The following is a 25684-nucleotide window of genomic DNA, read 5'->3' on the forward strand; positions in this document are numbered from 1 at the left end:
ACAATCCTGATAATGATATTCACTCCTCCCAACCGTGTGACGCAGACCACGAATCGAGGTCAGGAGTGAAGACGTGTCGGACATCGAAGAGCAGACCCCCGTGCTCGTGGTCGGAGCCGGCCTGTCGGGCCTCTCCACCGCGCTGACCTGCGCCCTCAACGGGCGTCCGGCGATCGTGCTGGAGGCGGCCGAGCTGGTCGGCGGCGCCGCCGCCTACTCCGGCGGCCAGGTCTGGTGCGGCGACAACCACGTGGCCCGCCGCGAGGGCATCGACGGTGACTCCAAGGAGCTGACCGAGACCTACATCCGCGACGTCGCCTCCCACCTGGCGCCCGAGGTCCTCGACGAGCAGGCCCTGCTGCGCTGGATCGACGTGTCGCCGCAGGCCATGCAGTACTTCGAGGACCACGCCGCGATCCGGTGGACGGTGATCCCCGGCCTCGCCGACTACCACAACGAGGCCAAGGGCGCGCTGCCCCAGGGGCGCTACCTCACCAACGAGGTGGTCGACGGGAGCGTGCTCGGCGAGTGGCGCGACAAGCTCCGCTACAGCCCCTACTTCCCGGTGGGTCGCACCTACCGCGAGCTGCTGGAGAAGGGGCGCCGGGCGACGTACGTCGACGAGTCCGGCGAGGAGCGGTCGGCCACCAAGCAGTCCCACGCGGGCCTCCCCGCCTTCGGCCTCTCCGACGGCACCGAGTTCGAGAAGGTCGCCGGGTCCGACCCGCTCACCTACGGCACCGGCGTGGTCGCGGGCTTCCTGGCCCGGGCGGCCGCCCACGAGCTGGTCGACATCCGCACCGAGCACCGGGTCGTCGAGCTGCTCACCGAGGACGGCGCCGTCGTCGGCGTGCGGGCGGACACCCCCGACGGCACGGCCGAGCTTCGCGGCCCCGTGGTGCTGGCCACCAGCACCTACGACTGGGACCCCGAGCTGGTCCACGAGATCCTCGGGCTCACCGAGGAGGACTGGGGCTCGGTCGCCCCGGAGTCCCTGCGTGGCGACGGGATCAGGCTGGCCCGCCAGGTCGGCGCACAGATCGCCAGGATCCCGGCCAACGCCACGCCGATCCTGCCCGGGTGGCGCTCGCAGGTCGGCACCGGCTTCGGCTACGGACCGGAGTACGCGATGCCGCACTCGATGATCGTCGACCGGCACGGCAACCGCTACTGCAACGACTCCTACTGGGTCGACATCTGCCGGCGCACGCTCGACCCGGACGACAAGCACCTGCCGTTCTTCCTGGTCTGGGACGACCAGCACCGGGTCAAGTACGGCCTGGCCGCCACGCCGCCCGGCGGGGAGTACCCCGAGGGCTGGGTGCAGTCGGCCGACACCCTCGAGGAGCTGGGCGACCTGCTGGGCATCGACGGCGAGCAGCTCGCCCGGACCGCAGAGCGGTTCAGCGAGTTCGCCGAGCGGGGCGAGGACCCCGACTGGGGTCGCGGAACGGTCGACTACGTCAACAAGTTCGCCGGGGACCCCGACAACGCGCCCAGTCCTGTCCTCGGACCGATCATCCGGGCGCCGTTCCACGGCATCCGGCTCCGCTTCGTCGGCACGGGGATCGGCACCTCGGGTGTCCGGATCGACGGGGACGGACACGTCCTGGACGAGGGCGGGAAGCCGGTGCCCGGCCTCCATGCCGCGGGCTCGGTGGCGGCACTCACCACCACCGGGACCGCCTACAACTCGGGGATCGCGCTCGGGCGCGGACTGACGCTGGCCTACCTGGTCGGTCACGAGCTGTCCGGCGATCCGGTCGCCTGACACGCCTGACACACCGGTCCGTCGCGTGGCGACGGGACCGGCACCCAACAACAGCTGGAGGTACGAGATGGGGAGTGGAGCGCTGAGGCGCAAGACCCTGGTGGCCGGAGTGGCCATGGCAACGGTGCTCGGCACCGCTGCCTGCGGCAGCGGCGGCGACAGCGCCGGTGACGGCGGTGACAACACCATCAAGATCGCGCAGGTGCAGGACCAGACGGGGCCGGTCGCCTACGCGGGCCTGGGCGCCTCGGAGGGTGCCGAGCTGGCGATCGAGGAGATCGAGGAGCAGGGATTCCTCGGCGACGACGTGAAGATCGAGCTGGAGAAGTACGACACCGCCGGCGAGATCGAGCGCGCCTCGAGCGAGATGAACAAGGCGATGGCCGACCGGGACGTCGACGCCGTCCTCGGCCCGGTCTCCACCCAGCAGGCCGCCACCGTGGCCCCGCTGGTGGGTCGCAGCAAGGTGCCGACGGTCTTCACCCAGGCCGGCGGCGAGGGAGTGGTGGTCAACGACTACACCTTCCGCGTCACCCCGCCGATGGAGTCCTACTACGCCTCGGTGATGGACTTCTTGGAGGAGGAGGGCGTCAAGACCGCCTCCGTCCTCTACAACGCCACGTTCCCGACCTTCGCGCTGCTCGGCGAGGACGACGTGCCGGCGATGGCCGAGGAGCGCGGCATCGAGATCGTGCAGTCGCTCGCGGTCCAGATGACCACGCAGGACTTCTCCGGTCAGGCACAGCAGATCGCCAAGGAGGGCGCCGACGCAGTGGTCATGCTGCTCATCGCCCCGCAGTCGGTGACCGCGCTGGGTCAGCTCAAGGACGCCGGCTACGACGGCCAGATCGTGGCCACGTCGGTGCAGGCGGCCGGCAACATCGAGGCCGCCGGGGACAACGCCAACGGACTGGTCTACCCGGTGCCGTTCTCCGTGGCGATGGAGGACAAGGAGTCCGACGCGTTCACCAAGGCGTTCCAGAAGAAGTTCGGCAAGGAGCCCGACCCGTACGCCGCAGACGGCTACGACGCCGTGTGGTGGATCGCCCGTGCGATCGAGGCCTCCGGCGACTCCTCGCGTGAAGGCATCCGCAAGGGTCTCGAGCAGATTGCGGGCGACGGCTTCACGGGCGCCATGGGTGACCTGGCCTTCGACGGCAACGATGCCCGGATCGACGGCGTCCTGGTGCGCTGGCAGAACGGCAAGGAGACGCTCGTCGAGTGACTGCGGCCGTCCCGGGGTGCGGCCGCAGTCACGACCGGCGCGCCGCACCCCGCGAGGCTCGCTCCGCTCGCCCGCACAAACCGAGAGGAACCCACGTGCAAGACCTGCTGAACGCGGCGACGCTGGGCTCGATCTACCTGCTGTTCGCCCTCGGGATGGCCCTGGTCTGGGGGACCATCGGCATCCTCAACTTCGCCCACGGTGCCACCTTCATGTTCTCGGCCTTCATCGGCCACATGGTCTCCAAGGAGACCGAGCTGCCCTTTCTGGGAGTCATCGGCATCTCCGTGCTCGTCGGGGCGGTGATCTCCTCGCTCACCCAGCTGCTGGCCTTCCAGCCGATCCTCAAGCGGTCCAAGAGCCAGCACGCGGCCGAGATGCGGATCCTGATCGGCGGCATCGGGGTCGCCGCGATCCCGCTCGCCCTCGCGCAGCGGGAGACCCGCTCGAGCCCGTTCGGGTTCAACAGCAGCTACAAGTCCGAGGTCTTCGAGGTCCTCGGTCTCCGGCTCACCACCACGTCCGCGATCATCATCGTCGCCGGACTGGCGATCGGGGTCGGCCTCACCGTCTGGCTCCGCAGGTCGCGCCAGGGCCTGGCCCTGCGCGCCATCGGCGTCGACGCCGAGACCAGCGCCGGGATGGGCGTCAACCGCCCGCTCCTGGCCTTCACCACGATGGCGGTCGCCGGCGGTCTCGCCGGTCTCGCCGGCGCGCTGCTCACCTTCCACCTCGGGGCCATCGCCCCGGAGACCGGTGACCAGCTGGTCATCAAGGCGTTCGCGATCATCGTGCTCGGTGGCCTCGGCTCGATGCTCGGCACGGTCATCGGCGCCTACGTGCTGGCCGGCGCCGAGACCTTCGTCCTGGTGATGAACTGGGGCACCTGGGTCGACGCGGTCTCCTTCGGGCTCATCTTCCTGATCCTGCTCGCACGCCCGCAGGGGCTCCTCGGCCGCAAGGAGGTGCGACGTACATGAGCGACTGGTACTACATGAACGTCGTCCTGATCCAGACGACACTGACCACGCTGCTGCTCGCGCTCAGCATCCAGGTGCCGCTGCGCTTCGGGGTCTTCTCCTTCGCCGGTGTCGGCGCCTTCGGCGTCGGCGGCTACGGCGCCGCGATGGCGATGGTCCACCTCGAGTGGTCCACCTGGCCGGCCGTCCTGGCCGGGACCCTGGCCGCCGGCGCGGCGGTCTTCGTGCTCGGCCTGGTCGTCCAGCAGCTCAGTGGCCTCTACATGGGCATGGCGACGATCGCGTTCACGCTGATCGTCTCCGTGGTCGCGGTCAACGGTGGTGACGCCACCGGCGGCGCCGGCGGGCTCTACGGGGCGCTCGGCGAGATCACCATGACCCACATCGTGCTCGTCGTGCTCGCGGTCGTCGCGCTCCTGCAGTGGACCGAGATGAAGGGCCTGGGCCGGCGGATCGACACGGTGCGCGAGGACCCGGAGCTGGCCAACGCGCTCGGCATCAACATCGCCGGCTACCGCCAGATGTCGTTCCTCGTCTCTGGGCTGATCGGTGGACTGGCGGGCGCGCTGACCACCCTGCTCCGTTCGACCATCACCCCGGCCGAGGTCAACTTCCACCTCGTCATCGTGGCCCTGACCGCGATCGTCGTCGGCGGCTCCCGCTCCTGGATCGGGGCCCTGATCGGCGCCGTCATCTTCGTCTGGCTGCCCACGGTCCTCTCGTTCGTCGAGGAGTGGGAGAAGGTCGCCTACGGCTTCATCGTCGCCGCGGCCGCGATCTACCTGCCCACCGGCGTGCTCGGGGTCGCGAAGGACTCCTGGCACCGGTTCCGCACCCGAGAAGAGCGGGCCCGCGTCGCGGCCGCCCTGCAAGAGACGAGCTGAGGCAGATGACCGACACCACCACGGTGCGCCGGAGGACGGCGCTGCTCGAGGTCCAAGACGTCGCGGTGCACTTCGGCGGCGTCAAGGCCGTCGACGGGATCACCCTGGAGATGCGTCCGGGCCAGATCTACGGGGTCCTCGGCCCCAACGGCTCCGGCAAGTCCACCCTGCTCGGGGCGATGACCCGGCTGACCCCGCTCACCCGGGGCCGGTTCGTCCTCGACGGCAAGGACTACACCAGGCGTCCGGCGCGGACGGTCCACCACATGGGGATCGCCCGCACGTTCCAGACCGTGCGGCTGCTCGAGGACCGTTCGGTCCGCGACAACATCCTGCTCGGCCAGGACACCCTCCCCAAGCAGCAGCGCAAGGAGGCCGGGGCCCGGGTCGAGGAGGTGATGGAGCGCGTGGGCGTCCGTGAGGTCGCCCAGCTGCGTCCCGACGAGCTCTCCTACGGCATGCAGCGCCGGGTCGAGTTCGCCCGCGCGATCATCGGCCGGCCACGGCTGCTCCTGCTCGACGAGCCGACCGCCGGCATGAACAGCGCCGAGCGGGCCGAGATCGGGGTGCTGATGAAGCAGCTGCTCGAGGAGGGCATCACCCAGTTCATCGTGGAGCACGACGTGCAGATGATGGTCGACACCTGCGACTACCTGTTCGCGATGAACTTCGGAAAGCTGATCGCCCAGGGAACGCCGCAGGAGGTCGTGCGTCACCCGGACGTCCAGGAGGCCTACTTGGGGAAGGGGGCCGGCCGCGATGCTTGAGGTGACCGACCTGCACGTCAACTACGGCCCGGTGCGGGCCGTCCACGGGGTCTCCTTCGCGGCGCAGCCGGGGAGGATCACCCTCGTCCTCGGGGCCAACGGGGCCGGCAAGACCACGAGCCTGCGGGCCGTGGCCGGCTTCCACAGGCCCGCGTCCGGGACCGTGACCCTCGACGGGCAGTCCCTGGTGGGCACCCCGGCGCACAAGGTCGTCCGCAAGGGGATGACGCTGGTCCCGGAGGGGCGCAAGATCTTCTTCCCGCTCACCGTCGAGGAGAACCTCCGGATCGGTGCGTACGTCGCGCCACGCGGCGGCATCGAGAAGAGCATCGAGGAGGTCTACGCCCAGTTCCCGATCCTCGGTGAGCGGCGCAGCTCCCAGGCGGGTCTGCTCAGCGGTGGTGAGCAGCAGATGCTCGCCTTCGGCCGGGCGCTGATGTCCAAGCCCCGGATGATGCTGATGGACGAGCCCTCGATGGGGCTCGCGCCCACGATGGTGGAGCAGGTCCTCAGCAGCGTGCGGCGGATGGCGGATGACGGGATCGGCATCCTCATGGTCGAGCAGAACGCCGACGCCGGGCTGCGGATCGCCGACGACGTCGTGGTGGTCAACCGCGGCGAGACGGTGTGGACCGGCCCGGCCTCGGAGGCCAGGGGCAACAAGGCGATCGTGCACGCGATGCTCGGCGAGGCGGCCCTGGATGACGCCTGACCCGCGATCGGCACCGGGTGGGCGGCCGGGGGAGAGAGACATCGAGGACCTCGCCGCCGCCCGGCTCGGGGTCGCCGAACAGCGGCAGCTGTGGGAGGCGCAGACCGAGTGCGTCCTCACCTTCCTCCAGGACGGGCTTCCGACCGGGGTCGTGATGAGCTTCCAGGTCGACGAGGCGGGCCACTTCTGGTTCGCCACCGTCGAGGGGCGGCGCCAGGTGCGCGGGGTCGACTCCGACCCCAGGGTCGCGGTCGTGGTGTCGAGCACCGGCACCGACCTGCCCGGACGCCGGATGGTCGCGCTGCGCGGCGAGGCGGTGGTGCACCGCGACCGCGAGGTGGTGATGGGCCGGGTGCGCAGGCTGGCCCCCAGGCTGGCGCCGGCCGACCCCGACGCCTTCGTCAGGCTGCTGGACAGCCCGAACCGAGTGGTGATCGAGGTGGTGCCGACCCGGGTCACCGCCTCGCACGACTCCACCCGCCTCGCGGGCGACGGCCGGGGCGGAGCGGCGGCGTCATGACCGCGGCGAGCCTGGACCGCGCAACCGCGACGGTGCCCAGCATCGGGGACTGGCTGGCCGAGGTGGCCGCCGACCCCGCGAGGCAGGGCGCCGAGATCCTCGTCGAGTCCGAGCGGCTCGACGCGCGACGCCTCGACCGGGACGCATCCTGCGTCGCCGCCGGGCTCCTGGCCCTCGGGCTCGCGCCCGGGGACCGGGTCGCCGTGCTGACTCCCGCGAGCGGCGCGTCGCTGCAGGCGTGGTTCGGGATCGCCCGGGCCGGCCTGGTCGAGGTGCCGCTCAACCCCGCGTCAGGGTCGGTGGTCGTCGCCCACTGCCTGGCCCAGTCGCGGGCTCGTGTGGTCATCTGCGCGCCCGACCTGGTGCCGTTGCTCGCCGAGGCGCTTCCCGGGTCCTCGGTGGAGCACCTCGTGCTGCTGGCCGGTGAGCAGGGGGAGCACCTCGATGGGTTGCCCGAGGGGCTGCGCACCACCCCGTTCGCCGAGGTGCTCGCCGCCGATGCCGTGGCCCTGCCGCCCGTCGAGCCCGACCAGACCGCGGTCATCCTCTACACCTCCGGCACCACGGGGCCGCCGAAGGGCGTGCGGCTCTCGCACCGCGCCAACGTCAACCTCGCCCGGCACACGGTGGAGCTGATGGGCTACACCGCGGAGGACCGCCTCTACAGCGTCTTCCCGCTCTACCACTCCAACGCCCGCTACTGCTCGGTGATGGCCGGTCTCGAGGCCGGCGCCCGGGTGCTGCTGCACCGCCGGTTCACCGCCTCGCGGTTCTGGGACATCTGCCGCGAGCACGGGATCACCGCATTCAACTACCAGGGGGCCATGGTCAGCATCCTGCACAAGCAGCCGGCCCGTCCCGACGACCGGGACAACCCCGTCCGGGTCGCGTTCGGTGCGCCCTGCCCGGCGGAGATCTTTGCCGCCTTCGAGGAGCGCTTCGACCTACGCCTGACCGAGATCTACGGCAGCACCGAGGTCTCCCTCGTCTGCGAGATGCCGCCCGAGCGGCGGCGGATCGGCACCGCTGGGCAGGAGTCCCCGCTCTACCAGGTCGCCGTGGTCGACGAGCTGGACCGACCGGTGCCGCCCGGCACTCCCGGGGAGGTCGTGGCCCGGCCGAAGAACCCCGGCTGGATGTTCGACGGCTACGACCACAACGCCGAAGCGAGTGTCGAGGCGTGGCGCAACCTGTGGTTCCACACCGGCGACCGCGGCGTCCTGGATGCCGACGGCTACCTGACGTTCCTGGACCGGATGAAGGACACCGTCCGGCGTCGTGGCGAGAACATCTCGACCTGGGAGGTCGAACGGGTCCTTGCCGACCATCCCGACGTGGCCCAGGTCGCGGCGTACGGGGTCGACTCCGACCTCTCCGAGGAGGAGGTGATGGTCGCGGTGGTCCCGGCTCCGGGTACCACTCCCTCCCCGGCCTCCCTGGTCGAGCACTGTCGGGGGCGGCTCACCGCCTTCGCGGTGCCGAGGTTCATCCGCACCGTCGACGCGCTGCCGCTCACCCCGAGCCAGCGCGTGGAGAAGTACAAGCTGCGTGCCGAGGGCGTCACCCCGGACACCTACGACCGGGAGATCCCATGACCCTGTCCCGCCCCAGCGAGCCGTCCAGCACCCTGCCGAGCCACCTCCAGGGCTATGAGCGGTTCCGACTGGACTCGCTGGACTCCGGCGTGCTCCTGGTGACCATGTCCCGGCCGGAGAAGCTGAACGCGATGGACCAGCAGTGGTTCGCCGAGCTCACCACGCTGATGCAGAGCGTGGGCAAGGACCAGGACACCCACCGCGCCGTCGTGCTGACGGGGGAGGGGCGGGCGTTCTCCGCGGGCGGGGACATCGACATGTTCCACGCGCTCGACGGCGACGTGCAGCTGGTCCGGCCGCACCTGATGCGGGTCTACCAGGCGTTCCACGCGGTCGAGAAGTGCTCGGTCCCGGTGATCGGGGCGGTCAACGGGATCGCGTTCGGCGGAGGCGCCGAGCTCACCTTGGCCTGCGACGTCGCGTTCGCCGCGGAGTCCGCGCAGTTCTCCTTCAAGGAGGCGACGGTGGGGCTGCAGCCGGGCTACGGCATCGTCCGCGGCCCGGACGTGATCGGCCGCTCGTGGACCCGCTACCTCGCCCTGAGCGGCCGGACCGTGGACGCGGCCAAGGCGCTGGAGATCGGGATCGTGCAGGAGGTGCACGCCGACGACCGGCTCCTCGCCGCCGCGCTCGAGCTCGCCCAGGAGATGGCGGGGCACTCCGCCCTCGCCGTCCAGGTCGGCAAGGCGTTCCTCAACCGGGGGACCGAGGTCGGTTACCCCGAGTCGGTGGAGGCGATCGCGCTGCTCTTCGGCACGTCCGAGCACCGGCAGGCGGTCGACGCGTTCCGCGCCCGCCGCGGCTGACGCCCGCGTCCGTGGGGCACCATGCGTTGCGGGCGGCCGGGATCCGAGGCTATATTGCTGATCATCAACACCATCATTAGGTGGTGAGAAGGAGGTTCCGGTGGGCAGCATCGAGGTGGCCGAGCGCCGCGACGTCGTGTGGATCACGATCAATGCGCCGGAGAGGCGCAACGCCTACGACCTGGACATGGCGCGCGCCATGATCACCGCGGTCGAGGACGCGGCCGAGGCGAACGCGGTGGTGATCACCGGCGCCGGGGGCAGCTTCTGCGCGGGCGGGGCCCTCACCCAGCTGGGCGAGCCGGACCCGGCGCAGCTGCGGCGCCTCTTCACGACCTCGCTCAGGCTGCTCGACGCGATCCGCGCCTGTCCCCGCCCGGTGATCGCGGCGGTCGACGGTGCCGCGGCCGGCGGCGGCAACGAGCTGGTCGTGGCGTGCGACTTCGCGATCGCCACCGAGCGCTCGACCTTCGGTCAGACCGGTCCCAAGGTCGGCTCCGCCCCGGTCCTGGGCGCCACCAACCTGATGGCCGTGCAGATCGGTGAGCGGCGAGCGAAGGAGATGGCGCTGATGTGCCGGCGTTACTCCGCCGCACAGGCCCACGACTGGGGCCTGGTCAACGAGGTCGTCCCGGACGACGGGCTGGACGCCGCGGTCGAGCGGTGGCTCGACGAGATCGACGCCCTCAGCCCGCGCTACCTCGAGATCGCCAAGACCAGCTCCAACCAGTGGTGGAACCAGTCCAAGGACAACATGGCGGCCAACCTCGGTGCGTTGGTCCAGGCGATCGGCAGCGAGGACATGCTCGAGGGAGCCCGCGCCTTCCTCGCCAAGCGCAAGCCCGACTTCCGCGGCGCCCGGCGCGCCGACAACTCCTGACGAGGGATGGATCCGTGACCTTCCGCCACTACCGCGACCTGAAGCCGACCTTCACCGACCGGAGCCAGTGGGCCCTGCCCACGGTGCTGCGTCACCACGCCGCCGAGCGCCCCGACGCAGTCTGGCTCGACGCCCCGGAGGAGGACGCCACCTGGACCTACGCCGAGATGCTGGCCTCTGCCGAGCGCGTCGGCCGCAACCTCCTCACCCAGGGCGCCGGAGTGGGCGACCGGGTCGTCCTGGTCGCGGCGAACTCCTCCCGGTTCGTGCGGACCTGGATCGGCACCGCGGTTGCGGGGCTGGTCGAGGTGCCGATCAACACGGCGTACGAGCACGACTTCCTGGCCCACCAGGTGCGCACCGTCGAGGCGCGGCTCGCGGTGATCGATGACGTCTTCGCAGAGCGGTTCGTCGCGATCAAGGAGGCCGCCCAGGACATCACCAAGTTCTGGGTGATCGACACCGGCCAGCAGGACAAGGCGATCCAGGTGCTCCGCGAGGCCGGCTGGGAGGCCGCCCCCTGGGACGAGCTCGAGGCAGGACTGCCCGACGGCACCAGCGTCGAGCTGCCCGACGTCCAGCCCCAGGACCTCGCCTCCGTGCTCTTCACCTCCGGCACCACCGGCCCGTCCAAGGGTGTGGCGATGCCGCACGCGCAGATGTACTTCTTCGCCGACGAGTGCGTCTCCCTGGTCCGGCTCACCGCCGACGACGCCTGGATGACGGTGACCCCGCTGTTCCACGGGAACGCCCAGTTCATGGCGGCCTACCCGACCCTGGTGGCGGGGGCCCGGTGCGTGATCCGCAGCCGGTTCTCCGCCAGCCGGTGGATCGACCAGGTCCGCGAGTCGCGGGTGACGGTCACCAACTTCATCGGCGTGATGATGGACTTCATCTGGAAGCAGGACCGCCGCGAGGACGACGCCGACAACCCGCTCCGGGTCGTCTTCGCCGCGCCCACGGCCGCCACCCTGGTGCAGCCGATGAGGGAGCGCTACGGGATCGAGGCATTCGTCGAGGTCTTCGGCCTCACCGAGACCTCGGCGCCGATCATCTCGCCGTACGGCGAGGACCGCCCCGCGGGCGCCGCCGGCCTGGCGGCCGACGAGTGGTTCGACGTCGCGCTCGTCGACCCGGCGACCGACGAGGAGGTCGGCGTCGGCGAGATCGGCGAGCTGGTGATCCGGCCGAAGGTGCCGTTCATCTGCTCGATGGGCTACTACAACGCCCCGGAGAAGACGGTCGAGGCGTGGCGCAACCTGTGGTACCACACGGGGGACGCGCTGCGCCGCGACGAGGAAGGCTGGTTCTACTTCGTCGACCGCTTCAAGGACGCGCTGCGCCGACGAGGGGAGAACATCTCCTCCTACGAGATCGAGACCTCGATCCTCTCCCATCCGGCAGTCGTCGAGACCGCGGTGATCGCCGTCCCCGCCTCCACCGAGGCCGGCGAGGACGAGGTGATGGCCTACGTGATCACCCAGGACGAGGTCACCCCCGAGCAGCTGTGGGAGCACTGCGACGGCCGGATCCCGTCGTTCGCCGTGCCCCGCTACCTGAGGTTCGTCGACGACCTCCCCAAGACGCCCTCGCAGCGGGTGCAGAAGGCCAAGCTGCGCGAGCTGGGTGTCACCCCCGACACTCACGACCGCACCCCCGACAACCGCTGAGCCACCCCAGGAGTCTTCGCGTGCACCCCTACCGCTCGATCCTCTTCGTCCCGGCGCACAAGCCGGACTGGGCTCGTAAGGCGCTGTCCTCCGGCGCCGACTGCCTCGTCATCGACCTCGAGGACTCGGTCCCGGCCGACCTCAAGGAGAGTGCCCGCAAGACCGCGCGGGACACCCTCGCCGAGCTGCGCGCGCAGTCTCCCGACGTGGGGCTCTTCGTGCGGCCCAACGCGCTCGACACCCGCATGGCGGGCGCCGACCTGGAGGCCGTGGTCTGCCCCGAGCTGACCGGGCTCTTCACCCCGAAGATCCGCAACGCCACCGACGTGGTCCGGTGGGAGACGCTGATCGACTGGTTCGAGGCGCGCAACGACGCCGAGGGGCTGGAGATGATGGTGCCGGTGGAGATGGTCGACGCGATCACCAACGCCGTCGAGATCGCCGGCGCCTCGCCTCGTGTGGGCGCGATGATCGGCCCGACGTCGGCGCACGCCGACATCGCCCGGGCCGTCGGATACCGGCAGTCGCGTGAGGGGAGCGAGACGCTCTACCTGCGCAGCCGGATCCTGCTGGCCTGCCGGCAGTACGGGCTGCACGCGCTCACCGGCCTGTGGGAGGACCTCGGCGACCTCGAGGGGCTGCGCGAGTTCGCCGACTACGGCCTGCAGTTGGGCTTCCGCGGGCAGATCCTGATTCACCCCTCGCACGTCCCGGTCGTCCACGAGGTCTACACCCCCTCCGACGAGGAGATGGGCTACCACGAGGAGCTCGTCGCCACCGTGGAGAAGGCCGTCGCCGAGGGACACGGGGCGGTCCGTTTCCGCGGCACCCATGTCGACATCGCCCACATGGAGAAGGCGAAGGACTGGCTGGCGCACGCCCGCAAGGTGCGCGGCGAGGGCTGACGCCGGTCCGCTGCCCGGCGCAGCGCGGCGGGGCGGGGCCCGCTCCGCGACGATGGGCGCCATGGACGCGTTCACGGTCAGGGCAGGCACCGTCGACGAGGCGTTGCGGGTGGAGGCGGGCATCCCCGAGTTCGGTGGCGCACGGTCGCCCGAGCAGTACGCCCAGCGCCTGGCCGGCACGCCGCACCTCGTCCTGGTGGCGGAGTCGGGCGGGGAGCTCGTGGGCTACAAAGTGGGGTACGAGGAGCGCCCGGAGATCTTCTACTCGTGGCTCGGCGGTGTCGTGCCTGCGTGGCGACGTCGCGGGGTGGCGGCCGCGCTCCGGGTCGCCCAGGAGCAGTGGGCCCGGGACCGGGGCTACCGGTCGGTGGAGGTCAAGACGATGAACCGCTTCCCGGCCATGCTCCATCTCCTCGTCGCGGCGGGCTACCGGGTCGTTGGCGTCGAGGGCAGGGACGAGGCGGCCAAGATCCGGTTCGCGCGACCGCTGGCGGACAGGATCGGCGAGGGCTGAGCCCTACCAGCCGGAGGTGCCCGGTGCCCCCTTGAACGGGCCGGTCACCCGGCTGGTGATCCAGCCGCCGTAGAAGTCGCCCTCCTGGGCGACGACCACCTCGCCGTCGACGGTGCAGCGGTCCATCCGCCCGGGGTAGAAGGCCACGTGGTCGGCGAGCGCCTCGAAGCCCGATCACCACGTGCTCGTCCGACGGCGCCACGCGGGGCGGCCGGGGGTAGTCCCACACCGACTCGGTGGCGGGTCGCTCGTCGTCCACCCGTCCATCCTCGCTCGGGGCCGGTGGACGGCTACACCTTCAGCTGGTCGACGGTCCGGGTGATGCTCTCGCCGTCATTCTCGAGGAACACGATCTGCCCGAACTCCAGCTCGGACCAGTCACCGGTCTCCTCGGTCAGCGGCTCGGAGGCGACGATGGCGGACGTCGCCTGGTCATCACCGCACTCCTCGAAGCCGTAGGCACCCTTATCGGTTTGCAGGTGGCGGCCCGTCAGCATGTACATCGGCTCCAGCAGCATGCCGAGGGCGAAGTCGTCCGTGCCGGGCTCGGCCTTCCGCAGCTCGCGCCAGTCACCGGCGGGATCGGTCTCGCCCCGATGCCCGGTCCCGGTGTTGATCCCGATGATCCGGTGGGGGGAGACCAGGGCCATCTTCAGCTTGGTCAGCTCGGGGATGTCGAGCTTCTGCCGCGCCTGCGCGATCAGCCGCACCACTTCCTCGACGGCGCGCTTCACGTCCTCGTCGCTGTCGCTCTCCATCAGGGAGAGCAGGAGCACGGAGAGGAACTCGGTGTCCGTGGTGCCGGTCATCTGCTCCAGGTACTCGTCCTTGCAGTGCTGCAGCAGCTCGCGCTGAAGGATCTGCCAGCTCGGGACGTCACCGTTCTGCGCGATGGCCCACGGGGCCCCGCGGAAGATGAAGGGGTGGCAGTTCTCGTCGGCCAGCACGACGTGCGCGTCGTAGTCCGCCGCGCGCACGTGGGCCAGCATGGTGCTGGTGCGCAGGCCCGGGACGACGCCGTGGACGTTGTCGTCGTAGAAGGCGGCCATGGGGCGGCGGTAGACGAAGGGCTGGTCGGGCTCGCACAGGTGCTCGCTCCACGCCGCGAACCCCCACCCGGCCAGCTGCAGCTGGGGGTGGCGCTCGGGGTCGAGGGTCTGGTTGAGGAGGCTGTTCTCCGGGGTGAGCAGCAGGCTCTTCAACGGGACCTCCGGCCCGATGTAGGCGAGGACTCGGCACATGGGGTTCCTTCCCTGGCGGGTCGTGGGGAGCGGTGGACGGCGCAGGGTGAGTGCCCGTCGGGGCCCGGTGCCATGCGGCGGTGCGTGCTCACGCGGCGCTACGACGCGACGCTGGCACGTACGCGACGCGACCCGGGGGCCGCCCGATCTTTCGGACGACCCCCGGGTCGCGTGGAAGAGCCTCGTCGGCTCAGGCGTACTGGATCAGCTTGGTCTCCAGGAAGGCGCTGAGGCCCTCGACGTTGCCCTCGCGGCCGAGGCCGGACTGCTTGTAGCCGCCGAAGGGCTGCACGACGCACATGCCCCAGGTGTTGACCGAGATCTGGCCGGTGCGCACCTGACGGGCGATCTTCTCGGCGAGCTCGACGTCGGAGGCGTAGACGGCGCCCGAGAGGCCGTAGTCGGAGTCGTTGGCGATCTGGATGGCCTCCTCGATCGTGTCGAAGGGGATCACGCAGACCACCGGACCGAAGATCTCCTCCTGGGCGATCCGCATGTCGTTGCGGACGTCGGCGAAGATCGTCGGCGGGACGTACCAGCCCTTCTCCAGGTCCTTCGGCCGCTCACCGCCGGTGACCAGACGGGCGCCCTCCTCGAGGCCCAGCTGGATGTAGCCCTCGACCCGCTCACGCTGGCGCTCGGCGGCCAGCGGGCCGATCACGGTGTCGGGCTCGCGCGGGTCGCCGACCTTGACGCCCTCGAAGATCCCCTTGAGCGCCTCGACGACCTCGTCCTGGCGGTGCCGGGGCACCACGATCCGGGTGATCGCGGCGCAGACCTGGCCGGAGCTGCCGATGCCGGCGAAGGCCAGCGTGGGCAGCACCTGGTCGAGCGGGATGTCGTCGGCGATGATGCCGGCCGACTTGCCGCCCAGCTCCAAGGTGACCCGAGCGATCCGCTCGCCGGCGAGACTCATGATCCGGCGACCGGCGGCGGTGCTGCCGGTGAACGAGATCTTGTCCACGTCCCGGTGCTTGACCAGGTGCTCGCCGACCTCGCGGCCACCGGGCAGCAGGCTGATCACGCCCTCGGGAAGACCGGCTGCCTCGAGCGCCTCGGCCAGGATCATCGTGCTGACCGGCCCCTCCGGGGCCGGCTTGAGCACCACGGTGCAGCCGGCGGCCAGCGCCGGACCGATCTTCAGCGACGCGGTGGCGACCGGGCCGTTCCACGGGATGATCACCGCAGCCACGCCGATCGGCTCCCGGACGAGCTTGCCGTGGCCGTCGGCCCAGGTGCGCTCCTCCTCGAACTCGAAGCGCTCGTGCAGCGTGGAGGCGTCGCCCCACATCTTGATCGCGTTGCCGTGGAAGGCCTCGCTGACCGCGGCAGGGGCACCGATCTCGGCGGTGAACGCCTCGATCATCTCGGGCAGGCGGTTCTCGACCTCCTTGCCGACCCGGGCCAGGACCTCGGCCCGCTCGGCGGCGCTCATCCGCGGCCACGGGCCCTCGTCGAACGCCCTGCGCGCAGCCGCGACGGCCCTGTCGATGTCGGCCTCGCTCGCCTCCGGGACGGTGGCGATGACCTCCTCGGTGATCGGGGAGATGACGTCGATCTTGTGATCGGTGGCGGGCTCGACCCACTTCCCGCCGATGAAGAGCTTGTCGAAGCTCCTGATGGTGCCAGTGCTCATGGGACTTCCTCGATCTCTGTCTCGGGCGGCACGACCGCGCCGCCCATGGCCTCGACCAGCCGGACGGGATCGAAGAACTCGGTGAGCTCGATGATCTTCCCGTTCGTCACGGTCACCTTGGTGATGTAGGTGTTGCGGTACGCCGCCCCCGTGGCGCGCATGGTGGCGTCCGAGGTGTACTCGGCGACGTAGTCACCGGGCGCCTCGGTCGCCCGGATCACGTAGCCCGAGAAGTTGAGCGCGCCGACCATCTCCGGCAGCGCGGCGTAGTAGTCCCCGATCGCCTCGCGTCCCGCGACCTCGCGCGGGATCCCCAGGGGTGCGTAGGGGAGCAGCAGCCGTCCCTCGTCGTGGAAGAGCGGGGCCACTCGGTCGACGGCCAGCGAGCCCACGGCGTCCAGGTAGGCGGTGATCACCCGCTTGTCGGCCTCTCCGGTGCTGGAGGCGGTCATACCGCGAACCCCTCCATCTCGGGCGTGGTCAGGGGGCTGATCACCCGGCTGGCGATCCGCCAGCCCTGGTCGGTGCGCACGTAGGTGTCCTCGTTGAGGGCGATCGCCTTGAACGTCGCCCCGGCCACGGTCTCGCCCTCGGAGAAGACGTAGTTGGTGCCCTGCGCGTGGTCGGCGTCGACGAGGTCCACGACATGGTTGGTGAGGATGTGGAACTGCCGTGCGATCGACCGGGCGTCGTTCTCGAAGAACTCGCGGATCTCCTCGAGTCCCTCGTACCGGGCCAGACCCACCGCCGTGGCGTCCCACACCGCGTCCTCGGCGAACGCCGAGAGCGCCACCGCCGGCTCGAACGTGTCGAGGCCGAGGGCGTAGGTGTGGGTCGCCCGGACGATGTCGAGCACGTCCTGAGAGCTCATCCGCGCCTCAGTCGTCATAGACGATGACGCCGCGGACGTTCTTGCCGTCGCGCAGGTCCTGGAACGCCTGGTTGATCTCCTCGAGCCTGTACTCCTTGGTGATCAGCTCGTCGAGCTTGTGCTCCCCGCGGCGGTAGAGGTCCGCGATCAGGGGGATGTCGTTCTGCGCGTTGGTGGTGCCGTAGAGGGTGCCCTGGATCCGCTTGCCGGACATCGCGAACGTGTAGAGGTCGAGCTGGATGTCGCGCTGGCTGACCGGTGCCGCGGAGGTGACCACGATGGTGCCGCCGCGGTGGGTCATCTCCTGGGCGGGCTGCAGGAACTCCGGGGTGAGCACGCCGACGGTGATGATCACGACGTCCGCGCCCTGGCCGTTGGTCAGGTGCGCGACGATCTCCTTCGCCTCGTCCAGGCCGGCCGCGGTGTGGGTGGCGCCCAGCTGCTTGGCCAGGTCCCGCTTGTGCTCGGTCGGCTCGACGGCGACGAGGTTCTTCGCGCCCTTCTGACGGGCGCCCTGGACGGCGTTCATGCCGACGCCGCCGGTGCCGATGACCACGACGGTGTCGCCGAGCTCCACCTCGCCGGCGCGGACTGCGGAACCCCAGCCGGTGGGCACGCCGCAGCCGATCAGCGCCGCGCTCTTCAGCGGGATGTCCTTGTCGATCTTGACCAGGGCGTTGGTCGGCACCGTGACGTACGGCGCGAACGTGCCGAGGTAGGACATCGCGCCGACACCCTGGCCGTTGACGTGGATCCGGTGGGTGCCGTCGGGCGAGGTGCCGGCCAGGACGCCTGCGCCCAGGTCGCACATGTTGGCGCGGCCGCTCACGCACATCGAGCAGCGGCCACAGCTGGGCAGGAAGGAGAGCACCACGTGGTCGCCGACCTCGAGGTGGTCGACTCCCTCGCCGATCTCGGTGACCACGCCGGCGCCCTCGTGGCCGCCGAGGATGGGCGCCCAGTCCAGCGGGATGTCGCCCGTGTCCAGGTGGTCGTCGCTGTGACAGATGCCCGAGGCGGCCAGCTTGACGGTCGCCTCACCGTGCTTGGGCGGGTCCAGCTCGATCTCCTCCACCGACCACCCCGAGTTGGTGCCGGGCTCCCACAGCAGTGCGCCTTGGATCTTCATGAATGACATCCCCTGTCCCGAATATGACAACCGATCCAGTCGATTGATGTTTATGATCTTGACCACGGTCGGGGGAAAATGCAAGGGGCGTCCCCCACGTGGGGGAGCGGGGGTCGGTGGCAGTCGTGGGCGTCAGGAGGCCGCGAGCGCTGCGAGTGCCGACGTGCCCTCCCGGAGCAGGTCGGTGACGTCACGGGAGGGGTCGTCGAGCCACGTCTCGTACGCCGTGAGCGCCAGGGCGAGGCCCACGTGGCCGAGCAGTCGGGGCTCCAGTGCGTCGTTCTCGACGTCGAGCTGCGCCGCGGCGTACTCGGCGATCACCCGGCGCCACTCGGCGTAGCGAAGTGCGGAGTGCGCTTGGAGTGCGGGGGTGCGGAGGATGAGTCGCATCCGCTCCGCGTGCGGGGGTGAGGCGTCCACGGGGAACCGGTTGAACTCGACGATGGCTCGAGCCGTGGCCGCGTAGACCCCGAGGCCCTCGGGGGTGGCGCGGAGCAGCTCGCGGAATCCCTCGAGGGTGAGGTCGAACCGACCCCAGGGGATGTCGTTCTTGGACTGGTAGTAGCGAAAGAGAGTGCGCCGGCCGACCCCGACCGCCTCCGCGATCGCGTCCAGGGTGGTCGCCTCGAAGCCGCGCTCCTTGAAGAGCGCGAACGCCGCCTGCTCGATCGCGGCGTGGCTCGTGGCCTCGGGTCGTGCCATGACTGCCTCCTGGTGGCGCGGCGCAATCTATGGGTTCCATTATGACCATGAGTGCACTTATGGTGGGACGCACGTCACACCTACGGGAAGAGAGGAACACACCATGACCCCCCAGGCCAGCACCGACACCGCCGACACCACCACCGCCGCCCCGGCCCGGACCGAGGAGCCGCTGACTGCCGAGAGCCTGATCGAAGAGGTCTCGATCGACGGCATGTGCGGCGTCTACTGATGCTCGACGAGCCCTGGACCCTGTCACCCGCCGTGGCGCTGCGACCGGAGCCGTTCGGCGCGCTCGCCTACCACTTCGGCAACCGCAAGCTCACGTTCCTCAAGCGCCCCGAGCTGGTGGCAGTGGTCCGGGCGCTCGCCGACCAGCCCGACGTCCGCTCGGCGCTGGTCGCTGCCGGCGTCCCCGAGGCCCAGCACCCGGCGTACGCCGCGGCGCTCGAGGGGCTCGCCCGCACCGACATGATCCGCCCCCGCGAAGGAGTGGCCGCGTGACCATCGCCCCCGAACGACCCCTGAACGGCACGCTCGTCGAGCAGTTCGAGCTCGGCCTCGACGCTCCGATCTGCCTGACCTGGGAGCTCACCTACGCCTGCAACCTGGAGTGCGCCCACTGCCTGTCCAGCAGCGGCCGCCGCGACCCCCGCGAGCTCACCACCGAGCAGTGCGAGGCGGTCATCGATGAGCTGCAGCGGATGCAGGTCTTCTACGTCAACATCGGCGGCGGCGAGCCGACGATCCGCCCGGACTTCTGGCACCTGCTCCAGTACGCCGTGGACCACCAGGTGGGCGTCAAGTTCTCCACCAACGGGGTCCGGCTCACCCCCGAGCGGGCCGCGTTCCTCGCCTCGCCGGCCTGCAACGGCTATGTCGACGTGCAGATCTCCCTGGACGGGGCGACCGCCGAGGTCAACGACTACGTCCGCGGCCCCGGCTCCTACGACACTGCGCTCACTGCGCTGCAGAACCTCCAGGACGCGGGCTTCTCCGACGCCAAGATCAGTGTCGTCTGCACCCGGCAGAACATCGGCCAGCTCGATGAGTTCAAGGCGCTGGCCGACCGCTTCGGCGCCACCCTGCGCCTCACCCGGCTGCGCCCCTCCGGCCGCGGTGCCGACGTCTGGGACGAGCTCCACCCGCTGCCCGAGCAGCAGCGCGAGCTCTACGACTGGCTGATGGCCCACGGCGAGGGCGTCCTGACCGGCGACTCGTTCTTCCACCTCGCCGCCTTCGGCGAGGCGCTCCCCGGCCTGAACCTGTGCGGCGCCGGCCGGGTGGTCTGCCTGATCGACCCGATCGGCGACGTGTACGCCTGCCCGTTCGCCATCCACGACAACTTCCTGGCCGGCAACCTGCTCGGCGAGGGTGGCTTCAAGAAGGTCTGGCAGGAGTCGGCCCTCTTCACCGAGCTGCGCTCGCCGCAGACCGGTGGCGCCTGCTCCTCCTGCACGTTCTTCGACGCCTGCCGCGGGGGCTGCATGGCGGCGAAGTTCTTCACAGGCCTGCCGCTCGACGGTCCCGACCCCGAGTGCGTGCAGGGGTACGGCGAGGCGGCGCTCGCGGGGGAGCGCACGGTCCCGGCCGCGAGCCAGGACCACTCGAAGGCCGCACCCACCCGCAACCAGCCGGTGATGCTCACCCTCTCCCGCCGCCCGGACGTGCTCCAGGCGCCGACCGCGCCCCCGACCTCGGCCTGTGCCGAGAGTCCACTCGCGGGCTTCGTCCCTCCTCCGAACTAAAAGGACATCCTCATGAGCGCGATCGAGAAGCCGGAATGGCTGAAGAACCCCTGGAAGCAGAACCCCTGGTTCGAGTCCGTCGCGGTCGCCCAGGAGCGGGCCCGCAAGCGGCTGCCCGCCCCGGTGTACGGCGCCCTGGTCGCGGGCTCCGAGCGCGGCCAGACCGTCGGTGACAACCAGGCGGCCTTCGCCGAGATCGGCCTGGCGCCGCACGTCGCCGGACAGCAGGCGGAGCGGTCGATGGCGACCGAGGTGCTCGGCCACCAGATCTCACTGCCCGTGCTGCTCAGCCCCACCGGCGTCCAGGCGGTCCACCCCGACGGCGAGGTCGCGGTGGCCCGCGCGGCCGCCTCGCGGGGCACGCTGATGGGACTGTCCAACTTCGCCTCCAAGTCGGTCGAGGAGGTCACCGCCACCGGCGCGACCACGTTCTTCCAGATGTACTGGACCGGGAACCGTGACGTCGTCGTCCAGCGGATGCGGCGCGCCCACGACGCCGGCGCGGTCGGCCTGATCGCCACCCTGGACTGGTCCTTCTCCATGGGCCGCGACTGGGGCAGCCCCGAGATCCCGGAGAAGGTCGACCTCGCCACCATGGTGCGGATGGCCCCGAAGGTGGTCACCAAGCCACGCTGGCTCTGGCAGTTCGGCCGCACCGGCCAGATCCCCGACCTGACCGCCCCCAACCTCACCCCGCCCGGCGGGGAGGCGCCCACCTTCTTCGGTGCCTACTACGAGTGGATGACCACTCCTCCGCCGTCCTGGGACGACGTCGCCTGGATGCGCGAGCAGTGGAGCCAGATCAGCGGTGGCAAGCCGTTCGTGCTCAAGGGTGTCTGCCGGATCGACGACGCCCTGCGGGCCCGCGACGCCGGTGCCGCCGCCATCTCGGTCTCGAACCACGGTGGCAACAACCTCGACGGCACCCCGGCCACCATCCGCCTGGTCAAGCCGATCGCCGACGCGGTCGGCTCGGACCTCGAGGTGGTGATGGACGGCGGTATCCGTCGTGGTTCGGACGTGGTCAAGGCGGTCGCCCTCGGCGCTCGCGCCGTGATGATCGGTCGCGCCTACCTGTGGGGCCTCGCGGCCAACGGTGAGCAGGGCGTGGGCAACGTGCTCGACGTCCTCCGCTCCGGTATCGACTCGGCGCTGATGGGCCTCGGAGTCTCCTCCATCCAAGAGGTCACCCCCGAGCACCTGCTCGTGCCCGAGGGCTTCCACCGGTCCGCGGGCGGGACCCGCCCCGCCGGCGTGGCGGGCGCGCGGCACGCCTCCGAGGCCTGAGGCGTGGGGGCCGTGACGGACGGGTTGGCCGCGGCCACCTCGCGCGAGACCATCGGTGCGCGCGTGGTGCTGGTGCCGGTGGGCTCCACGGAGCAGCACGGCCCCCACCTGCCGTTGGAGACCGACACCCTGATCGCCACCGCCGTCGCCGAGGCCGTCGCCCGCCGGCTCGGCGGGCCCAGGGAGGGGGTCTGGGTCGCCCCGGCGCTGTCCTACGGCTCCAGCGGGGAGCACCAGTCCTTCCCGGGCACGGCCTCGATCGGCACCGAGGCGCTGCGGTTCGTCCTCGTCGAGCTGGTCCGGTCGCTGCGCACCTGGGTGGACCGGGTGGTCCTGGTCAACGCCCACGGCGGCAACCTGGTCGCCGTGCGTGGAGCGGTCGAGCAGCTGGTCGGCGAGGGTCACGACGTGCAGTGGGTGGCCTGCGCCACCGAGGAGGTCGACCTGCACGCGGGTCGCACGGAGACCTCCCTGCTGCTGCACCTCGCCCCCCACCTGGTCCGGCTGGAGATGGCCGAGGCAGGCGACTGCCGGGCGCTGTCGGAGATCTTGCCGACCCTCGTGCGCGGCGGGGTCGCCGCCGTCTCGGCCAACGGGGTGCTGGGCGACCCGGCCGGCGCCAGCGGCGACGAGGGACGGGCCGTCCTGGAGTCGATGGTCTCCGCCATCACCGGCCGACTGGCCGCGGTCGTCGCGTGACCCGGACGGCGCTGGTCACCGGGGCCGCCCGCGGCATCGGGGCGGCCACCGTCGACCGGCTGGTCGCCGACGGCTACCGGGTGATGGCGCTGGACTCCTGCGAGGGACCACCGAAGGCCACGTCCGACGACCTCGATGCGGTCATGGCCCGGCACGGCGACCGGGTGCTCGGCCGGGTGGTCGACGTCCGTGACCGGGTCGGGCTGGCGGGCGCCGTCGCCGACGCGGTGCGGGAGTGGGGCCACCTCGACGTGGCCGTCGCTGCGGCCGGGGTCGTGCACGGGGGAGAGGCGCTCTGGGAGACCCCTGACCCGGTGCTCCAGGACCTGTGGGACGTCGTCGCCCGGGGGGTCTGGAACACCGCCGCGGCGGCCGTCCCGGCGATGCTGGCCGGGCCGGACCCGAGCCGCTGCCGGTTCGTGGCCGTGGCCTCGGCCGCGGGCACGCACGGCCTGTTCCACCTCGCCGCCTACGGCGCCGCCAAGCACGCGGTGGTCGGGATGGTGAAGGGGCTGGCCGCCGACCTGGTCGGCACCGGCGTCACCGCCTCCGCGGTGTCGCCCGGATCGACCGACACCGAGATGCTGCGCAGGACCGCGAACCTCTACGACGTCCCCGTCGAGGAGCTGGCGCGCCGCCAGCTGATCCGTCGCGTCATCGACCCGTCCGAGGTCGCCGCGGCGATCGCGTTCTGCGCCTCCCCGGCAGGTGGCGTGGTCAACGGCACGGTGCTGCACGCCGACGGCGGGTTCGAGGGATGACGGTCACGGAGCAGGCGCGGGCGGGCCGATCGGGGCTGCCGACCGGGTTCACCGTCGAGCTCGACGCCGGCGTGTTCCGGCTCGACTCCGGCAGGCTTCTGGTGGGCGGCTCCCCGCTGACCGCGATGCGGTTCTCCGCGGCCGCGCACGCGCTGCTCTCCGGGAGCCGTCTGGTGGTCGCGGACCCGACGTCCGCTGAGCTCGCGGAGCGCCTGGTGGCCAGCAACCTGGCGCAACCGGTGCTGCCCGACGCGGGCCCCTCCCGCGGGGACCTGGCTCCCGAGGACCTCACCGTCGTCGTGCCGGTCCGCGACCGGCCTGCCCAGCTGGACCGCTGTCTGTCCGCGCTGCACCCGCTGCGGGTGCTCGTGGTCGACGACGCCTCGCGCGACCCGATCGCGGTCGCCGCCGTCGCCGAGCGGCACGGCGCCCGGGTGGTCGCGTTGTCGACCAACCTCGGACCGGCGGGTGCCCGCAACGCCGGCCTCGCCCAGGTCACCACCCAGGCGGTCGCCTTCGTCGACTCCGACGTCGAGGCGGACGCCGCGGCGCTGCTCGAGCTGGGACGGCACCTCGCCGACCCGGCGGTCGCGCTGGTCGGGCCGAGGGTCGCGGGCCACGTGCGACGCGACCGACCGCGCTGGTTCGAGCGGTACGACGCGGCGGCCTCGTCGTTGAGCCTCGGTCGCAAGCCCTACGCCGTACGTCCGGGTGCCGGCGTGGCCTGGCTCCCCAGCGCGTGCCTGGTCGGACGGACCGCGCTCCTGGGCACCGGCTTCGAGACCGAGCTGCGGGTGGGGGAGGACGTCGACCTCGTCTGGCGACTGGTCGCGGCCGGTCACCGGGTCCGCTACGAGCCGGCGGTCACCGTGCGCCACGACGTCCGGCCGACCGTCAAGGACTGGTTGGGCCGCAAGGTGCTCTACGGCTCCGGCGGAGCACTGCTGGCCCGCAGGCACGGCGGGCACGTGGCGCCCGCGGTGCTGTCGCCGGCCCTCGCGGCGGCGGGCGCGACCCTCCTGCTGCGCCGCCGGTGGTCGCTCCTGGTGGCGGGCGCGGCGCTGGTGCACGCCGGCGCCGCGGTGGCGAGGGTGCTGCCCGGCGACGTGCCCGCGGTCGACCGGGCGAAGGTGGCGGCGGTCCTGGCCGCCCGCGGACTCGGGTGGGCCGTCCGGCAGGAGTCGTCGCTGCTGCTGCGGCACTGGTGGCCCGCGACGGTCCTCGCGCTGCCCGTGCCGGCGGTACGACGGGCAGTGGCGACCGCGCTCGTGGTGGACACCGTGGTGGCGCTGACCGACACCCTCGACGACGACCTCGACCTGCCCGCCCTCGTGCTGGGGCGGCGCCTCGACGACGGCGCCTACGGGCTCGGCTTGTGGCTCGGGGCGTTCAGGGCGCGGTCGCTCGCGGCGTTGCGGCCGCGACGCCCGGTCGGACGCTGACGCTCAGCCCCCGGCGGATGCCGCGCGCCGCGCGAGGGAGTCGACGACGAGATCCATCCCGGCGGCCGCCCCCGGCAGGACGTGGGGGAAGGTGAAGAACCCGTGCATCTGACCGGGGACCACGTGCTCCTCGACCGGGACCCCGGCGTCGCGGAGCTTCTCGGCGTACGCCGCACCCTCCGAGCGGAGGACGTCGTGCTCGGCGAGCACGACCAGGGCAGGGGCCACGTGGGCGACGTCGCCGAGCAGGGGCGCGGCGGCGGGATCCTTGCGGTCCTGCTCGTCGGGGACGTAGTGGTCCCAGAACCCCACCATGGCGTCCCGACCGAGCATCAGCTCGTTGGCGGGGTCGCGGTAGGAGTCGGTCTCGAAGTCGGCGGCGGTGACGGGGTAGATCAGCACCTGGAAGTCGACGGCCGGCGTCCCGTCCCGACCGCTCTGCTGGGCGAGCACCGCGGCCAGGTTGCCGCCGGCGGAGTCCCCGGCGACGACCAGCTCGCCGGGCGCAGCGAGCTCCTCGCGCCGGGAGTCCACCCAGGCGAGCGCGGCCCGGGCGTCCTCGAGCGCGGTCGGGAAGCGGTGCTCGGGAGCCTTGCGGTACTCCACCAGGACGACGGTCCGTCCGGTGCGGCTGGCCAGCTGGCGGCAGAGCGTGTCGAAGCCGCTGAGGGTGCCGACCACCCACCCTCCGCCGTGGAGGTAGACGATGACGCCGGTGGCAGCCTCGGGCCGGAAGACTCGGGCGGGGACGGTGCCGCCCTCGACCTCGATCGCGACGTCCTCGACCGACGGCAGTGCCGGTCCCGGGCCGTAGAGCGCCGAGAGCCCGGCGCTCATCTCCCGCGCCTCCTGCGGTGTCATCTCGTGGAGCGCGGGGCCGCCCGCCTTCGCGGACTCGGTCAGGAACGCCGTGGTGGCTTCGTCCAGTGCCATGGCATG

The 25684-nt window shown here is 71.4% G+C and carries 28 protein-coding genes; 20 read left to right on the top strand and 8 right to left on the bottom strand.

Annotated elements, in window-relative coordinates; genetic code table 11:
- Nucleotides 1-73: 73 nt before the first annotated feature.
- The 13 genes from HOQ23_RS04675 to HOQ23_RS04735 all read left to right on the top strand — a co-directional run bounded on the left by HOQ23_RS04675 (nucleotide 74) and on the right by HOQ23_RS04735 (nucleotide 13229).
- Nucleotides 74-1771 carry an FAD-dependent oxidoreductase gene (locus HOQ23_RS04675; RefSeq protein ID WP_172212271.1) on the top strand — a complete coding sequence of 566 codons (1698 nt, stop codon included), beginning with the start codon at nucleotides 74-76 and terminating at the stop codon, nucleotides 1769-1771.
- A gap of 115 nt (nucleotides 1772-1886) precedes the next feature.
- The gene (locus HOQ23_RS04680; protein WP_216653601.1) at nucleotides 1887-2996 is read left to right on the top strand and encodes an ABC transporter substrate-binding protein; all 1110 of its coding nucleotides are present in this window, start codon (nucleotides 1887-1889) and stop codon (nucleotides 2994-2996) included.
- A gap of 95 nt (nucleotides 2997-3091) precedes the next feature.
- Nucleotides 3092-3976 carry a branched-chain amino acid ABC transporter permease gene (locus HOQ23_RS04685; protein ID WP_172212275.1) on the top strand — a complete coding sequence of 295 codons (885 nt, stop codon included), beginning with the start codon at nucleotides 3092-3094 and terminating at the stop codon, nucleotides 3974-3976.
- Entirely contained in the window at nucleotides 3973-4860 is an 888-nt protein-coding gene (locus tag HOQ23_RS04690; protein WP_172212277.1) for a branched-chain amino acid ABC transporter permease, read from the top strand. The genes HOQ23_RS04685 and HOQ23_RS04690 overlap by 4 nt, the downstream gene beginning before the upstream one ends.
- Before the next feature lie 5 nt (nucleotides 4861-4865).
- The gene (locus HOQ23_RS04695) at nucleotides 4866-5627 is read left to right on the top strand and encodes an ABC transporter ATP-binding protein (RefSeq protein ID WP_172212279.1); all 762 of its coding nucleotides are present in this window, start codon (nucleotides 4866-4868) and stop codon (nucleotides 5625-5627) included.
- Nucleotides 5620-6339, top strand: coding sequence for an ABC transporter ATP-binding protein (locus HOQ23_RS04700; protein WP_172212281.1), 720 nt, complete (start codon nucleotides 5620-5622; stop codon nucleotides 6337-6339). Before HOQ23_RS04695 ends, HOQ23_RS04700 begins: the two co-directional genes overlap by 8 nt.
- Complete coding sequence (locus tag HOQ23_RS04705) at nucleotides 6329-6859, top strand: pyridoxamine 5'-phosphate oxidase family protein (protein ID WP_172212283.1); 531 nt, start codon at nucleotides 6329-6331, stop codon at nucleotides 6857-6859. Before HOQ23_RS04700 ends, HOQ23_RS04705 begins: the two co-directional genes overlap by 11 nt.
- Nucleotides 6856-8454: an AMP-binding protein gene (locus tag HOQ23_RS04710; protein ID WP_172212285.1), complete on the top strand. Its 1599-nt coding sequence runs from the start codon at nucleotides 6856-6858 to the stop codon at nucleotides 8452-8454. Before HOQ23_RS04705 ends, HOQ23_RS04710 begins: the two co-directional genes overlap by 4 nt.
- Entirely contained in the window at nucleotides 8451-9260 is an 810-nt protein-coding gene (locus HOQ23_RS04715) for an enoyl-CoA hydratase/isomerase family protein (protein ID WP_172212287.1), read from the top strand. Before HOQ23_RS04710 ends, HOQ23_RS04715 begins: the two co-directional genes overlap by 4 nt.
- Nucleotides 9261-9360: 100 nt before the next feature.
- On the top strand, nucleotides 9361-10140 hold the full coding sequence (locus tag HOQ23_RS04720; protein ID WP_216653603.1) for an enoyl-CoA hydratase/isomerase family protein: 780 nt from the start codon (nucleotides 9361-9363) through the stop codon (nucleotides 10138-10140).
- Between the two features lie 14 nt (nucleotides 10141-10154).
- On the top strand, nucleotides 10155-11810 hold the full coding sequence (locus tag HOQ23_RS04725; RefSeq protein WP_172212289.1) for an AMP-binding protein: 1656 nt from the start codon (nucleotides 10155-10157) through the stop codon (nucleotides 11808-11810).
- A gap of 20 nt (nucleotides 11811-11830) precedes the next feature.
- Entirely contained in the window at nucleotides 11831-12715 is an 885-nt protein-coding gene (locus HOQ23_RS04730; RefSeq protein WP_172212291.1) for a CoA ester lyase, read from the top strand.
- A gap of 61 nt (nucleotides 12716-12776) precedes the next feature.
- On the top strand, nucleotides 12777-13229 hold the full coding sequence (locus HOQ23_RS04735; protein WP_216653604.1) for a GNAT family N-acetyltransferase: 453 nt from the start codon (nucleotides 12777-12779) through the stop codon (nucleotides 13227-13229).
- A 3-nt stretch (nucleotides 13230-13232) separates the two neighbouring features.
- On the opposite strand, the gene HOQ23_RS20490 is transcribed toward HOQ23_RS04735, so the two are convergent.
- From HOQ23_RS20490 to mftR, 7 genes are all read right to left on the bottom strand, one after another.
- Nucleotides 13233-13376, bottom strand: a complete 144-nt coding sequence (locus HOQ23_RS20490; RefSeq protein ID WP_216653605.1) for a hypothetical protein — start codon at nucleotides 13374-13376, stop codon at nucleotides 13233-13235.
- Nucleotides 13377-13519: 143 nt separating this feature from the next.
- On the bottom strand, nucleotides 13520-14470 hold the full coding sequence (locus tag HOQ23_RS04745; RefSeq protein ID WP_172212295.1) for a class II glutamine amidotransferase: 951 nt from the start codon (nucleotides 14468-14470) through the stop codon (nucleotides 13520-13522).
- A gap of 190 nt (nucleotides 14471-14660) precedes the next feature.
- The gene (locus HOQ23_RS04750; protein WP_172212297.1) at nucleotides 14661-16106 is read right to left on the bottom strand and encodes an aldehyde dehydrogenase; all 1446 of its coding nucleotides are present in this window, start codon (nucleotides 16104-16106) and stop codon (nucleotides 14661-14663) included.
- The gene (locus HOQ23_RS04755; protein WP_172212299.1) at nucleotides 16103-16558 is read right to left on the bottom strand and encodes a nuclear transport factor 2 family protein; all 456 of its coding nucleotides are present in this window, start codon (nucleotides 16556-16558) and stop codon (nucleotides 16103-16105) included. Before HOQ23_RS04755 ends, HOQ23_RS04750 begins: the two co-directional genes overlap by 4 nt.
- Complete coding sequence (locus tag HOQ23_RS04760) at nucleotides 16555-16977, bottom strand: nuclear transport factor 2 family protein (RefSeq protein WP_172212301.1); 423 nt, start codon at nucleotides 16975-16977, stop codon at nucleotides 16555-16557. The genes HOQ23_RS04755 and HOQ23_RS04760 overlap by 4 nt, the downstream gene beginning before the upstream one ends.
- Before the next feature lie 7 nt (nucleotides 16978-16984).
- Nucleotides 16985-18106 (bottom strand): NDMA-dependent alcohol dehydrogenase, encoded by a 1122-nt coding sequence (locus HOQ23_RS04765; RefSeq protein ID WP_172212303.1) that lies wholly within the window; start codon nucleotides 18104-18106, stop codon nucleotides 16985-16987.
- A gap of 132 nt (nucleotides 18107-18238) precedes the next feature.
- Entirely contained in the window at nucleotides 18239-18808 is a 570-nt protein-coding gene (gene mftR / locus HOQ23_RS04770) for a mycofactocin system transcriptional regulator (protein ID WP_172212305.1), read from the bottom strand.
- A gap of 103 nt (nucleotides 18809-18911) precedes the next feature.
- On the opposite strand from mftR, the gene mftA reads away from it, so the two are divergent.
- The 7 genes from mftA to mftF are packed head-to-tail and all read left to right on the top strand — an operon-like array spanning nucleotide 18912 to nucleotide 24745.
- The gene (mftA, locus tag HOQ23_RS04775; protein WP_172212307.1) at nucleotides 18912-19040 is read left to right on the top strand and encodes a mycofactocin precursor MftA; all 129 of its coding nucleotides are present in this window, start codon (nucleotides 18912-18914) and stop codon (nucleotides 19038-19040) included.
- Nucleotides 19040-19312 carry a mycofactocin biosynthesis chaperone MftB gene (gene mftB, locus HOQ23_RS04780; protein ID WP_172212309.1) on the top strand — a complete coding sequence of 91 codons (273 nt, stop codon included), beginning with the start codon at nucleotides 19040-19042 and terminating at the stop codon, nucleotides 19310-19312. Before mftA ends, mftB begins: the two co-directional genes overlap by 1 nt.
- Nucleotides 19309-20556 carry a mycofactocin radical SAM maturase gene (mftC, locus tag HOQ23_RS04785; protein WP_172212311.1) on the top strand — a complete coding sequence of 416 codons (1248 nt, stop codon included), beginning with the start codon at nucleotides 19309-19311 and terminating at the stop codon, nucleotides 20554-20556. Before mftB ends, mftC begins: the two co-directional genes overlap by 4 nt.
- Before the next feature lie 12 nt (nucleotides 20557-20568).
- On the top strand, nucleotides 20569-21843 hold the full coding sequence (gene mftD, locus HOQ23_RS04790) for a pre-mycofactocin synthase MftD (protein ID WP_172212313.1): 1275 nt from the start codon (nucleotides 20569-20571) through the stop codon (nucleotides 21841-21843).
- A 12-nt stretch (nucleotides 21844-21855) separates the two neighbouring features.
- Nucleotides 21856-22542, top strand: a complete 687-nt coding sequence (gene mftE, locus HOQ23_RS04795) for a mycofactocin biosynthesis peptidyl-dipeptidase MftE (RefSeq protein WP_367650367.1) — start codon at nucleotides 21856-21858, stop codon at nucleotides 22540-22542.
- The gene (locus HOQ23_RS04800; RefSeq protein ID WP_172212315.1) at nucleotides 22539-23303 is read left to right on the top strand and encodes a mycofactocin-coupled SDR family oxidoreductase; all 765 of its coding nucleotides are present in this window, start codon (nucleotides 22539-22541) and stop codon (nucleotides 23301-23303) included. The genes mftE and HOQ23_RS04800 overlap by 4 nt, the downstream gene beginning before the upstream one ends.
- On the top strand, nucleotides 23300-24745 hold the full coding sequence (gene mftF / locus HOQ23_RS04805; RefSeq protein ID WP_172212317.1) for a mycofactocin biosynthesis glycosyltransferase MftF: 1446 nt from the start codon (nucleotides 23300-23302) through the stop codon (nucleotides 24743-24745). Before HOQ23_RS04800 ends, mftF begins: the two co-directional genes overlap by 4 nt.
- A gap of 3 nt (nucleotides 24746-24748) precedes the next feature.
- Here the strand turns inward: mftF and HOQ23_RS04810 are convergent, their stop codons facing one another.
- Nucleotides 24749-25678: an alpha/beta hydrolase gene (locus HOQ23_RS04810; protein ID WP_172212319.1), complete on the bottom strand. Its 930-nt coding sequence runs from the start codon at nucleotides 25676-25678 to the stop codon at nucleotides 24749-24751.
- Between the last annotated feature and the right edge of the window lie 6 nt (nucleotides 25679-25684).

It is taken from the genome of Nocardioides sp. zg-DK7169, from assembly GCF_013155365.1.
GTDB lineage: Bacteria > Actinomycetota > Actinomycetes > Propionibacteriales > Nocardioidaceae > Nocardioides.

Excerpts from the sequence above, each read along its gene's own strand:
- HOQ23_RS04680 (WP_216653601.1), top strand. The coding sequence starts at position 1,887 with ATGGCAACGGTGCTCGGCACCGCTGCCTGCGGCAGCGGCGGCGACAGC.
- HOQ23_RS04690 (WP_172212277.1), top strand. The coding sequence starts at position 3,973 with ATGAGCGACTGGTACTACATGAACGTCGTCCTGATCCAGACGACACTG.
- HOQ23_RS04695 (WP_172212279.1), top strand. The coding sequence starts at position 4,866 with ATGACCGACACCACCACGGTGCGCCGGAGGACGGCGCTGCTCGAGGTC.
- HOQ23_RS04700 (WP_172212281.1), top strand. The coding sequence starts at position 5,620 with ATGCTTGAGGTGACCGACCTGCACGTCAACTACGGCCCGGTGCGGGCC.
- HOQ23_RS04705 (WP_172212283.1), top strand. The coding sequence starts at position 6,329 with ATGACGCCTGACCCGCGATCGGCACCGGGTGGGCGGCCGGGGGAGAGA.
- HOQ23_RS04710 (WP_172212285.1), top strand. The coding sequence starts at position 6,856 with ATGACCGCGGCGAGCCTGGACCGCGCAACCGCGACGGTGCCCAGCATC.
- HOQ23_RS04715 (WP_172212287.1), top strand. The coding sequence starts at position 8,451 with ATGACCCTGTCCCGCCCCAGCGAGCCGTCCAGCACCCTGCCGAGCCAC.
- HOQ23_RS04735 (WP_216653604.1), top strand. The coding sequence starts at position 12,777 with ATGGACGCGTTCACGGTCAGGGCAGGCACCGTCGACGAGGCGTTGCGG.
- HOQ23_RS04745 (WP_172212295.1), bottom strand. The coding sequence starts at position 14,470 with ATGTGCCGAGTCCTCGCCTACATCGGGCCGGAGGTCCCGTTGAAGAGC.
- HOQ23_RS04750 (WP_172212297.1), bottom strand. The coding sequence starts at position 16,106 with ATGAGCACTGGCACCATCAGGAGCTTCGACAAGCTCTTCATCGGCGGG.
- HOQ23_RS04755 (WP_172212299.1), bottom strand. The coding sequence starts at position 16,558 with ATGACCGCCTCCAGCACCGGAGAGGCCGACAAGCGGGTGATCACCGCC.
- HOQ23_RS04760 (WP_172212301.1), bottom strand. The coding sequence starts at position 16,977 with ATGAGCTCTCAGGACGTGCTCGACATCGTCCGGGCGACCCACACCTAC.
- HOQ23_RS04765 (WP_172212303.1), bottom strand. The coding sequence starts at position 18,106 with ATGAAGATCCAAGGCGCACTGCTGTGGGAGCCCGGCACCAACTCGGGG.
- mftR (WP_172212305.1), bottom strand. The coding sequence starts at position 18,808 with ATGGCACGACCCGAGGCCACGAGCCACGCCGCGATCGAGCAGGCGGCG.
- mftA (WP_172212307.1), top strand. The coding sequence starts at position 18,912 with ATGACCCCCCAGGCCAGCACCGACACCGCCGACACCACCACCGCCGCC.
- mftB (WP_172212309.1), top strand. The coding sequence starts at position 19,040 with ATGCTCGACGAGCCCTGGACCCTGTCACCCGCCGTGGCGCTGCGACCG.
- mftD (WP_172212313.1), top strand. The coding sequence starts at position 20,569 with ATGAGCGCGATCGAGAAGCCGGAATGGCTGAAGAACCCCTGGAAGCAG.
- mftF (WP_172212317.1), top strand. The coding sequence starts at position 23,300 with ATGACGGTCACGGAGCAGGCGCGGGCGGGCCGATCGGGGCTGCCGACC.
- HOQ23_RS04810 (WP_172212319.1), bottom strand. The coding sequence starts at position 25,678 with ATGGCACTGGACGAAGCCACCACGGCGTTCCTGACCGAGTCCGCGAAG.